The sequence below is a fragment of the Shewanella sp. 5_MG-2023 genome (assembly GCF_030547465.1).
In the GTDB taxonomy this organism is placed as follows: domain Bacteria; phylum Pseudomonadota; class Gammaproteobacteria; order Enterobacterales; family Shewanellaceae; genus Shewanella.
Map to the genome: position 1 here is coordinate 1 of NZ_JAUORC010000049.1, position 11,484 is coordinate 11,484.

The window sequence follows — 11,484 nt, forward strand, 5'->3', positions numbered from 1 at the left end:
GTCTAGTAAGTATTTAAGATGGGAGAATAAAGGTGAGCTTTTATCTTTTCTGCCGCACAGCGGCTTCGTTCAACAAGCGCCTTAACTTGGACAATGTTTTGTTGTCACGGTTTTGGTAAACAACGCAAAAAGCCATGTCAACACATTGCGTGTTAGGCGGACGTTAGCTTTCTTATCAGGTTAAGGAGAACTCATTGAGCAGTGTTGTTAAGCTTCTAGAAAGGGCTGTTATAAAGTGCCATGAAATCCATGAACACAGAATGTCTGAGTATTTTCCAGGGAAAGGCAATGGCGGCATTCATGAATTTAATCATGTTTTGACTTTTATTGAAGCTCTGCAAAATTTATCTGGTTATGACAATGTTGTTGCTTGGACTGAGGTACAATGCCTTCATAAAAAGCGAAAGCGGTCAGCTAGGCTCGATGCTGCAATCAAGTTAAAAAATGAAAATATAATTATTCTTTTAGAAGCAAAGCGGATAAGACAAGGAAAGACACGAGGGTCTTTTAACTCAAGTATTGCAATTAAATCGATACGAAATGACACAAAAAGACTGATAGAGATAGATGAGTCAGAACCAGTTGTCTCAGCAAGCAAAACCAACGCTATTTATAGGGTGATACTGGCATCAATGTGGCTAAGTGATGATAGAAATATGCAAGATGCGTATGAAAAATGGAAGAGCCATGACGCTTTTGATATAAACTGGAAAGGGTGTGTGGTGAGCGAATCTGTCAGCAAGAGCACCGAAAAGCATTTAAAATTACTTCTGGCAGTAAAAATCCCACACATCAAAAGCTAACAAACAAAGGCAATCTGACGCACTAACGTGCGGCCGTTGCTTTGGTCGTTATGCGTAATCGATGGAGTACCGAGAATTAGATGGAAGTAGTAGAAGCGGAAAAATTGGATTTAGATTCATTCTTTGTGTATCTAGAAAATCAGCTGTCTGAAAATGGTAATGGAGAAGTTCCTCTTTTCCAGCCAATGTCCAGAGAGCAAAGTGAAATTCCAGAAGCAACAAAAGATAAGTTTATCCAAGGCTTTTCTCATCAGTTTGGCGACTTAGGTTGGAGAAAACTTTGGGTTGTAAAAGACACCTCTGGAAATATTAAAGGTCATATTGATCTTCGCCACCACAGTGATGAAAACCGTTCTCACAGAGTTCTATTAGGTATGGGCGTAGATGTTTCTTGCCGGAAGCAAGGTCTTGGTCAAAGACTCATTGATGCTGTTATACATTTCTGCCAAGAAAAAGCTGAAATTGACTGGCTTGATCTTTGTGTATTATCAGAGAATTTCCCAGCAAAGAACCTCTACCTAAAAGCAGGGTTCAATGTTGTTGGAGAGTTCAAAGATCAATATAGAATCGACGGTTTGTCAGTCTCGGAAACAGCAATGACAAAGTACGTCAAAAATTACGCATAACAGATAAGGATAGGCCGCGCGTAGCCGCGTCCTTATCCCAAGTGTTGAACAAGCCCGAGTGTAGTGGCTAAATAAATCTGGCCACTTGTTTAGAAGTTATCAGTACAAAACCATATTAATAGGAATGTAAGCACTAAATGGGTTAGCTGTCGTAACGCGTTTTTGCCCCAAAGTGGGTTAGGGCGACTAAGTTGTTTTTGCCCCTTTATGAGTTGCAGACGATAAGCAGCACACAACAGTAGCCAGTCAGTTGACCTACTTTTGGTAATCGATAAATGACAGTTACTGACCACTTTAGGTATGACATCAATATCTATAATCTCTTTTCAGTCTTTTTGCTCGTTTATTCAGCATGGCTTTGCTAGAGTGCTTATTAATCAATAGCTTTGCTAAAGCGAGGCTTAAATAATTGGTTTCAAGTGCGCACTATGCGAGATTTAGTGCTTCAAGGAGAACCCGTGAGATTTGTTTTTTTGTTTATCGTTTTTTTTATTGCTGGTGAAGCTATAGCCAAACCAAATTTTATAAAAGTTAACGGTTATGACGTTGAATACGAAATTGCAGGAAATGGTTCAAAGACTGTTTTCCTAGAAGCAGGTGGGACTGCTGGGCTATCAGATTGGGAACCTATATTTGAAAAACTTGCTAAAGATACCCGCGTTATTCGCTATTCACGGATCGGTAATGGTGGCTCGCAAAAAGTCAGAAAAAACTATAGCTCTGAAGAGTATGCGGAGGAAGCTCGTTTATTGCTTGAAGTTTTAAACATTAAAAAACCAGTAGTTTATGTTGCGCATTCATATGGTGCTTATATTGCCAGACGATTTTCTGCAACCTATCCTGAATGGGTTTCTGGATTAATGTTGATTGAGCCTGCCTCTGAGCATGATGTTGATATTATGAGAAAAATCGATTTGGAAAAAGCAGAGAAGGAAATCGCTCAAATAAAATTAGATGACCAAGCAAATGGCATGTCTAACCAGTATCTCGATTTTTGGTCAAAACGCCCACTTCCTGATTACCCTGAGATTCCTAATATTCCGGTTACAGTCATTGCGTCAGTTAAAAAGTATCAAAATCCTCCAGTGCTATTTTTCAACGATAAAGCTCGCACGATGTGGGGACAATTGCATTCAGATTGGGTACTTAGTTTTCCGAAAGGTAAAATAGTATTGACTGATAAAAGCTATCATTATCCACAAAATGATGAACCAGAAATGGTCATTAATGAAATTAAAGCTCTGCTGGATCGAATTAAACACTAATCGGATTGCCGGAGGTATCTAGACTCCGGCACAAGATATGGTGAGGGGCAGTTACACAAAATTAGTTACAGTCTCGATGATTAGGTATATCACCAGTCAATTAGTACGGCTTCACTAATCCATTATAGGCACTAATTTAAACATGGCATTTGTTTCAATATGTATTTTTAGATTAAGTGTTCTCGTTATTTCTTCAACACCCTGATAGAGTTATTATAAATCAATGCCTTGTAAAACTTGGTTAAGATAATAAATTACATTAAATATTCATGCGTGTTTTGTCAGGTATACGCACCATACAAGTGTCAGGCTCATTCTTTCAGTTTGTATGATATTAGGGTGGATTATGAAAACAGTATTCGTTTTTTTCGTCGGTTTGTTATTTTCTGGTGCTGTACAGTCGGAAGCCGATTCAGACTTTTTATGTACAAATCAGCGCCTAGTTGAGAAAGAAAGTGACATCAAGCCAAGTCATAGCATTGAAGCTTATAGAAGCTGTCATAAAGATGATTTGATATTGGTAATATCAGGCCATATCGGTCACTTATGCAACATGTTAAAACCAATTATTCAACTAGAGTCATCTATTGAGCATAAAAATGACGCATATTGTTATTACAGAGGCGGACTCAGGAAAGTACGAAATAACCTTGAAGACCAACTTAAGAAGGATGAAATAGCTCGTAAACAGCATGAATTCAAAAAGTCGCAAAAAAAATTGGTTAAAGATCTTAGTGCTGAAAATAATTAATACACTATAGATGGCAACAAGCCAAACAGTTCAACGGGTTAACCAGATCTTGAGCCTTTATTTTTTGTTTAAGTAATTGAAATAACAGATTAATGATTTACAAAGTGCTCTTTGATTTTTGCAGTATTATTCGTTTTTAATGTGTGTGTGACCGAGGGGAGTGTGCCCCTCGCCGCTCGAAGGAGGTGTCCGGAGAGCACGGAGGGAGTCTGAAATATGGCTCCCTTTTTTTAAATTTCCTCTTTTTTAATATTTAGTAAAAACTTAAGAAACTAACAAATCATTTTAAAATAACGATATCTTTAGGAAATATTCATGAGTCTACCTCAGCATGGAATGCTTAACTGTGCGCGTTGCTTTAACGGTTGTGATACTAAACTCATTCAACCTCATCCACTGTGGCTATTAAAAAATGACCCAGGTGCCTGGGGCGGTTCTCAACCAAATGTATTGGTTTTGGGGTTTTCTAAAGGCAGTACACAAACTGATATTTATAAGACTGGTAATTTTGAAGATGTTGCCTTTGGTGGCGGAGCGCGAAATCGATTAGATGAAGTATTAAAAAAACTGCATCTGCTTGAACCGTATGAACATGTGTCTAATGAAATCACTAATCCAAATTCTCGTTTTTCATTTGGGTCAATGATTAGATGTAGTTTAACGCGAGAAGATAAAGATGGAAAACATTCCAGTTCAGGTGATTTAGTCGTTAAATCATTCAAAGAAGTTCCACACATTTTCGATAATTGTACTGAACAATTTTTATCTAATTTACCACAACATCTATCACTAATAATCATGCTTGGCGTTAATGATAAATACATCTCAGGGTGTTTTGAGGTCTTTAAAAAGCAATATCCAGAGCTCAAGAGGCTCAATAATGTGAGTTATGGTTTTGGCGACAAAACATTTGTACATGTAGCCCATCCTTCTCCTGCAAATGGCCATTTTAATGATTGGTGTAAAGGGAGTTCTAAATTTTTAGATGCATTAAGTGCCATTAAACAACGTGTTGCTAATGAGCTATTATTGACACCATTAACGGAAGAAAATCTTAAGCCATTACAAGAGACATTAGCTGAAAGTGGCCATCAAGAGGCAACAAATATAACCAGCAATCCTCAATCTAACGTTGCTGAGCATGCCAAACCAATAAATGAAAGTAGGGAGGCTAAAATGAGTTCAGAGTTATTTTTTCATAAGTTTTATCTTTTACACAAAGATGGGCACAAATTGTACCCAGTACGCGTCAAAAATTTAGAAACAGGCAAACATACATTTCGTGTTTCAGAAGGAGGTAAAGGGGGCAACACTAAAGATGCTAGCTTAGAAATATCCAATGCAAATCAGCTTAGCGATTACGTCCTGAATAAAGGCTTTGCTATACGTGCATCAACATTAGATAAAAGCGTTAAAGGCCTATATAAAGTAGGGCAAAGAAGTATTATAAGGGCAGTGATTTAATCAAAACATAACGAGTATAGTACGGTGAATCTGGCCAATTGTTTAGACATTTTTGTACGAAATTTTATCTAAAATAATATGAGCAGAAGTTATTTTCTAGCTTAAATTTGTCCAGAAACGGGTTAGTGGGCTGACTCATTTATGTCCAGCAACGAGTCAGTTGATCTTTGCTGACTCGGAACTGCCCCAAAGTGTTTTAGTCAAATCTATTAATAGTAAAGAGTGAGAGATACTGTGCCCTACTATTTCTCATATCAAAGTGTAGATACAACACAAGTATTACCATTATGAGTTTATTTTAGCCGAAAGTGGAACAAATAGACAGACTGTGCAGTTAGACTTAATATACAAATAATGCTTGTTGCAATAACTTATAACTATATGACACATAAGGAATAAACGTTTTAATGCCTATTAAGGAATGGTGAATCTGTTAATGTTTGGTTTTTCGTTATTAAGGAGTAAACATGTCAGGCATTAAACAAGCTCCCACTCTTGGTGAGTTTCATAAAGTAGTTTGTGATTCGTTGGGCTTATGGAGTGATGAAAAGCTAGAAACAACATTTTATGTTCCAGCAACAGAAAAAGAACGTAGGCAGGCGTTGGAGGCATCTTTCTCTTTGGTGGAAGACAACAAAGAAGGTCAGGCTAGTATACAAGATCTGCTTAGTGCAACTTGCCAACTTGCTCCTGATAATAAGCGTATATCTATACTGCTTAAAACTGTCAGAGCATACGTCATTCAATATGCAAAAAATGATTTCAACACTATTCGTGAGTTTACTGAATTTCAGAATTACATGCTACAGGTTATAGAAGAGCGATACCCTCAACCTGAAACATCTCATTTAGCGAAAGAATATTATCTACACGCACTAGAATACTACCGAGAGTGGGTTCGAGAGTTTGTTGTTGATCACGGTGCTATACCCGAAACTTATCAGTATTTTGTCAATAATGTCCTAAAATCTATCGTCATTAATCTAGTATCTCACCATGCATTAGGCGATAGGGACTGGTTGCAGCAGACCCTACAAGATGATTGGCCACTGCGCCGCTTAATCGATGAACTATTGGCTAACGCGGGTAGCTCAGTCTATAAACTTTGTCAGTATCATGCAGAAGCAAAGACCACCAAGGACGTAGAGTTTACTGGCTTAAAAGGCGGGAGTGTAGATACTGCCACTAAACAGGTAATCCAGCGACTGTCACGTTTTACTAAAGTTAAGTGGCGCATCTACCTACAAACGATTTTACCAGTGCAGAAATTGACGCCAGTTGAGTGCGACGATGCTTATTTTACTGCTTCAGCTCTAGGTGCATTCATCGTCCATAACCTTAATATTCACTTAAATGACAACCAATGTGAGCCATTATGGGATCAGAAATTCAGTTACCCATCATTGGGTGTCACTACGATGCAATCAGCCAGTAAAGTGATTGATTATATTGTGGAACAGGAACTGCCTGACTCGGAGAAATTGAAAATATTTGAGATGACAAAGGTTAAGTTAAATGAATATCAAGACGTACTAGATAGTTATGCCTTAACCTTAAATAAGGTATATAAGATTCCTCAAACCATTGAGTTCGTTTATGGCGAAGGAGAACAATTTTCAATTAAAGAGTGGAGTAAAAGCCTTTCATTTCAACCAAGTTGGGTTGAATATTGGATTAAGGCCCAAAACGCCTTAGTGATAGGTGAACATATTATTGCAACAAAGCACTACACGGAAGTATTAAGGGATGCCAGATACAGTTGTGGCCCATTGTGGATGTTGCTATTCTTTGAGGTTTGCTGTTTATGTCAAAAAGCCAGTAGGGAATTAGTTGAAGAGCAGTTTGATACTTATTATGGCCCTTTGGGCTCACAAGTTACATCCTATGCGAAACTGTTGGGTTATCTACCTGATAGTGGACGAAACCCAAAAACGCTTATGCCTAATCCGCTTACGATTAAAGAAAATATCATTATAAATAAAGTGCAACAATTACTAAAAAGTGATTTTTTAGTGACAACTAAGGTTTTTAATACATAGTAATAGTCATGACATCAGCACTAGATCTATTTTCTAGTACTCAATAATTTCAAGTAACACGTTGCTTAATCGCCATCATGTACCACAGGGTTGTCCTGAAACAGGTTATGGAACTAGTTTATTTATGCCCAAGAGTTAGAGCATCACTCTTTAACACTGTGGCCAGTTTCAGTTGACAGATACAATTTGGCTATCAGAATGTATTTAAGTACCCTAACTTTGACAATTAATTTATTGTATTTTAAATGGTCGAAAATATAAAAATATAAAAATATGAACAAAAATCTAGCTACTATTTCACTTGAAGAACAGCAATCTCTCTTAGATGAGATGAAGAAATTTCAATTTTTCAAAGATGGATACGTCGATGGTTATTACTTTGCTTATGGGCTAGCTCAATCACTATGGTTAGACGGTTTGGAACTTGAATATGCTCGTAAATTGGTAGATTTAATGCTTTCTTTTGTTGATGAACAGCAAATTAAATCAAAAATTGTATTTGAGGCTCCTATTGATGATATTTCCCTTGAAGCAAAACGAGTGTACCCAGAAGGGCAGACAGTATTATTTCATTGCACATACTTTCTTAACATTCATCAAATTATAAGTGCAATCGGTGATGAAGTTTTAAACATCCCTAGAACAGATGAAAAGCTCTATTCATGGTGGATTAAGCAAGAGTATATTTACACTTGCGCTTACTTTGACACATTTTTTAGAGAGTTCACTAAACTATTAAATTCGACTAAAGGTTATCAGTCTTTAATTGTGAATCTACAACTTTCGAGACATATTTCAGATGAAGATTTTTCTGCATACTCTACATTAGTAAATAAAGAGGAGCGTTTCGAAGAAATTAAAAAACGGATAAATGTAGCCTTAAATCAAAACTTTAATCTTGAAGCGATTGCGCTTCAAGAAAGCTGTCTATCTGATCGCCTTTCATTAGTCATGTATATCAAAGGGAAAAAAGCTGGAACTAAGAGCTTCGCCAAGCTCATACAACAAAGTAGAGATTTTATGCCTATTGAACTTAATAATGATATTGATTCTTGGCGTAATGCGCGTAATAAGTCAATACATAATCTTGTTCGTTCATCGCCTCTCGATGAGTTAGTAGAGTTAGATAAGCTAGATGAGCTTTCCTCTGTAACAGCAAAAGATGGGGTAAAACTTTTAGCAAAGGTTGATAATTGGTTTAAAGAGTTTGTTTTGTATGAATTGAATCCGTTCAATTTCAGGCCCCCAGAAAAAACCAATGCAATTATTTCTTAATGTTTTGGTTTAGAAAAGCTAATGAGTAATAAGTATTTTTTCATGGTGAAAATTCCATTTTTATAAATGTTAACGTTAACCGTATGGCCGAATTAAGTAAATATAATCAGGTTGTTATATACAAATTGTTACAGCGTTTCAAGGGAGGCATTAGATTTGAGTGACAGTGTGATTTACATTGACTAGTTAGTTCGTCGTTTTCATCCTGTTTTGGTTCGGTAATCATTGGTGAGTGATGAACAAACGGGATTTTTCTATGTCATTCTACTTGTGCTAGAAGCTGGGAAGTCCAGAGCTACGTATACGATTATGTCCTGCATAACTTGTACAAATGGCTGAACAGACGCAGTGGTCGTCGAAGTTTCAACTGGAGTAATTACAAGAAGATGTTAGAGTATTTTAAAATTGAAAGTATCAAAGTCAGCAAGCGTTTGGTGTTGATTGACTGGTACTAGGGTCGTGTTTTACACGAGCGAATATATAACTGAAGAGCCGAATGCGGTAATTCCGCACGTCAGGAGCTGTGTGGGCGCGGGTCAGCAATGGTCCCCTCTACCACGATTACCTAAAGGTCATTATCTAGCATGGATGTCATTTTCAAAATAATATCAAATGACCCAGAGTTTTTTCTTTGGGCTTTTGGTGTAATAAACGTTTTTTGGGGGATATTTCTTTACTTCAATAAAAAACGGCACCAACGCGAACTCATTAATCTGAAGCAATCACTTGATTTAGATTTAGAGCGTCGTAAAAAGGTTTTCGAAATGAAAACCGCCCAATATGAAGATTATTTTAAAAACATGGATGCCATGCATAATCGCCATCAAAACGATTATCAAGAAATAGTTCTTCCGATTATTAATGAATTCAATGACGCTTATCAAAGAGCTTGTGTTAGAAATGATTCACAGGCTGCAACTGAAGCGACTATTATATTCCAAGAAAAGATAGGGAAGTTAACCTATGACGGTTTTGAGGAAGTTCAAATTATTCGTTCTCAAACCAACACTTTGCGTTTAACCGCAAGCGATCAAGTTGCCTTATACCTGGATGAGCTTCAAGTTTTATATGACCAGCTTTTTCAAACGTCCACAAAAATGGTTTCTGACTTGGTTAAAGTTACAGTTCACGGTGATCATGCGTTAGCTGAAGAAAATCAGAATAAGCTCAATGAATTAGGAGAAATCACAAAAGATATATCTCTAAAATTAAGAGAACAAATGCGATGTGATTTGAAGGCAATTTAGGTATAACTAATAAGGATAGGCCGCGCGCAGCCGCGTCCTTATCCCAAGTGTTGAACAACCCCGTATAAATAGGATCAGTGTAAAATTTAACTTGAAGGGTAATAGGCGAATTAAGATACTTTTTCTAATCCAAGGCATGCTGACTAAACTTAATACTCTAAGTAGTTTCTGTCCAAAAGTGGGTTAGGGAACTAACTTGTATTTGCCCCATTTCTTCTTAGCCTCAGCAACGAAATGAATTTTTTGAATGCGAATGAATTTGCCAATTCATCCTCTTACATAACTGAGAAGCTGGCTGATATTCTCTTGATTTTCCCAGAATTACTCATTCGATTCACACTACAGATTTTCATTTGTTGAGTTTCATAGTGAATTACAGCAACATAGGCTGAATGTGAATGTAGAAAAATACCGTCTATTTCGTATTTAAGTAAAAAAAAAAATTTTTTACACCCGTTATTTTTCTTTGAAAAATTTAGATTTTATGTGAGCTAATTATTGAGGGTTAGTCGTGAATTCATTTATAGATATACATGAGCTGGTTACAGATGGAAGTGTTTGGTTAGCAATTATTGCAATTAACATGACTATTATTGGCCTTACCTCACTTGCAGAATCCAAATCCGTTATTGGTATAGATTATGGCCAGTATTTAATTAAGTCATACAAAACGTTTTTTGGTGTGAAGATTTATCACTTACTTGTCATATTTGCATTAATAAATATTGTTTCTCTGTTTAGTATGTTTACGACTGTTTATTCTGTTAGGGTAGCTAATTTAGTTATTTTGATACTGAGTTTAGCATTTGCGATTTACTATTTCTTTTCTTATGTATTGATTAAGAATCCAAGAGTAAAAAAGCAGATATATATGGATGAGTTGCTAGGTATTTATTACGACAGCAATGATAAAACCAACTTTAAAGCTGATGTTATTACTGGAATGTGCAATGGTTGGAGAACCGAAAAAAGAATATCATCAAACTTGATTTCATATTTTGATAAATATAACTCAGAATCAAGGGACGTTTTTTGCAAGATTTTTAGCCCCACATCAGTGATATACTCAAGAAGCAACGCAGTAAAAAGATACTGGTTGAAGAACTATAATCTCAATGCATTTAATTACAAATCAGATAGTGGCGGAGTGCACATTTCGCATGAATTTTTTCAAATGTATAGATATTCAGAGTTGCAGGAGAAATGGCTGCTTGAAGTATTAAACCTTTTTAACAAGGAGTATTCAGCTAATTTTAAAGAAAGCAGAGTTGATAATATCATAAGGGTGCTAGCTCATGTAAATAGATTTGGTCGTTGTGATAATTTATATGGCTATAAGTTTTTAGAATATCTATCAATATATGTGTGTGACGCATTAGAAGTGCTAGTTTCAGTTGACCAGGAAGACTTTGGGAAAGTTAGGAGGGAAAAAGAAGCTTTTCTCTTGCAAGAGTTTTTCCTATACATTATGAACACTTTGGAAACTAGAAGAGATCCACTATTCCATAATGTAGCAGTAGAAGTGTGCAAAAAATTAATCGTGAATAGTAAGTACAATAGATATTTCGATTGTAATGACAAAATTAATTTGATTATAAATTCATCTAAGGGAATGAAAGGTGATTTTATTGAAGGGTTTATTAGTGAGGTGGTTTACAATTACATTTCAAGTGGGGTAGAGGTTAAGTATAGCTTAAATGAACTTAAGTTACTCATTAGTGTGAAAGATGAAGACGACGCTATACAAAAAATAAAACATGAGCTTTACTCTTCATGTCCTAATCTCTAAGGAACAGTATTTCAAATTTATCTGACATAGATTTATCTGTATTAATACCTTAGTTAAGTTCAAGCAAAGCTATAGAACTAGCTCGTTAATTCTAAAACACTTCTGTCCAAAAGTGGGTTAGGGAACTAACTTGTATTTGCCCCAAAACGTGTTTGAAATGGATATCTCTCGAGGTTTAGTCATTTGTATTTACCCTCAATAATCTAATATCACCTTCAATAGAGT

At 36.2% G+C, this 11,484-nt stretch carries 9 protein-coding genes; all 9 read left to right on the top strand.

From position 1 onward, the window contains the following. The first annotated feature begins 194 nt into the window (after nt 1–194). The 9 genes from Q4557_RS19280 (at nt 195) to Q4557_RS19320 (ending at nt 11,259) form a co-directional block, all read left to right on the top strand. Nucleotides 195–803, top strand: a complete 609-nt coding sequence (locus Q4557_RS19280) for a hypothetical protein (RefSeq protein WP_303414895.1) — start codon at nt 195–197, stop codon at nt 801–803. An 80-nt stretch (nt 804–883) separates the two neighbouring features. Continuing rightward, nucleotides 884–1,429, top strand: coding sequence for a GNAT family N-acetyltransferase (locus Q4557_RS19285; RefSeq protein ID WP_303414897.1), 546 nt, complete (start codon nt 884–886; stop codon nt 1,427–1,429). Nucleotides 1,430–1,887: 458 nt separating this feature from the next. Then, complete coding sequence (locus tag Q4557_RS19290) at nt 1,888–2,694, top strand: alpha/beta fold hydrolase (protein ID WP_241903451.1); 807 nt, start codon at nt 1,888–1,890, stop codon at nt 2,692–2,694. A 346-nt stretch (nt 2,695–3,040) separates the two neighbouring features. Then, nucleotides 3,041–3,445, top strand: a complete 405-nt coding sequence (locus tag Q4557_RS19295) for a hypothetical protein (protein WP_303414902.1) — start codon at nt 3,041–3,043, stop codon at nt 3,443–3,445. 315 nt (nt 3,446–3,760) lie between these two features. Beyond that, nucleotides 3,761–4,909 carry a hypothetical protein gene (locus Q4557_RS19300; protein ID WP_303414905.1) on the top strand — a complete coding sequence of 383 codons (1,149 nt, stop codon included), beginning with the start codon at nt 3,761–3,763 and terminating at the stop codon, nt 4,907–4,909. A 467-nt stretch (nt 4,910–5,376) separates the two neighbouring features. Beyond that, nucleotides 5,377–6,948 (top strand): hypothetical protein, encoded by a 1,572-nt coding sequence (locus Q4557_RS19305; protein WP_303414908.1) that lies wholly within the window; start codon nt 5,377–5,379, stop codon nt 6,946–6,948. Between the two features lie 273 nt (nt 6,949–7,221). Then, a complete protein-coding gene (locus tag Q4557_RS19310) occupies nt 7,222–8,223 on the top strand; it encodes a hypothetical protein (RefSeq protein ID WP_303414911.1) in 1,002 nt (333 codons plus the stop codon). Nucleotides 8,224–8,807: 584 nt separating this feature from the next. Next, complete coding sequence (locus Q4557_RS19315) at nt 8,808–9,470, top strand: hypothetical protein (RefSeq protein WP_303414914.1); 663 nt, start codon at nt 8,808–8,810, stop codon at nt 9,468–9,470. A 511-nt stretch (nt 9,471–9,981) separates the two neighbouring features. Beyond that, nucleotides 9,982–11,259: a hypothetical protein gene (locus Q4557_RS19320; RefSeq protein WP_303414917.1), complete on the top strand. Its 1,278-nt coding sequence runs from the start codon at nt 9,982–9,984 to the stop codon at nt 11,257–11,259. Nucleotides 11,260–11,484 lie beyond the last annotated feature (225 nt).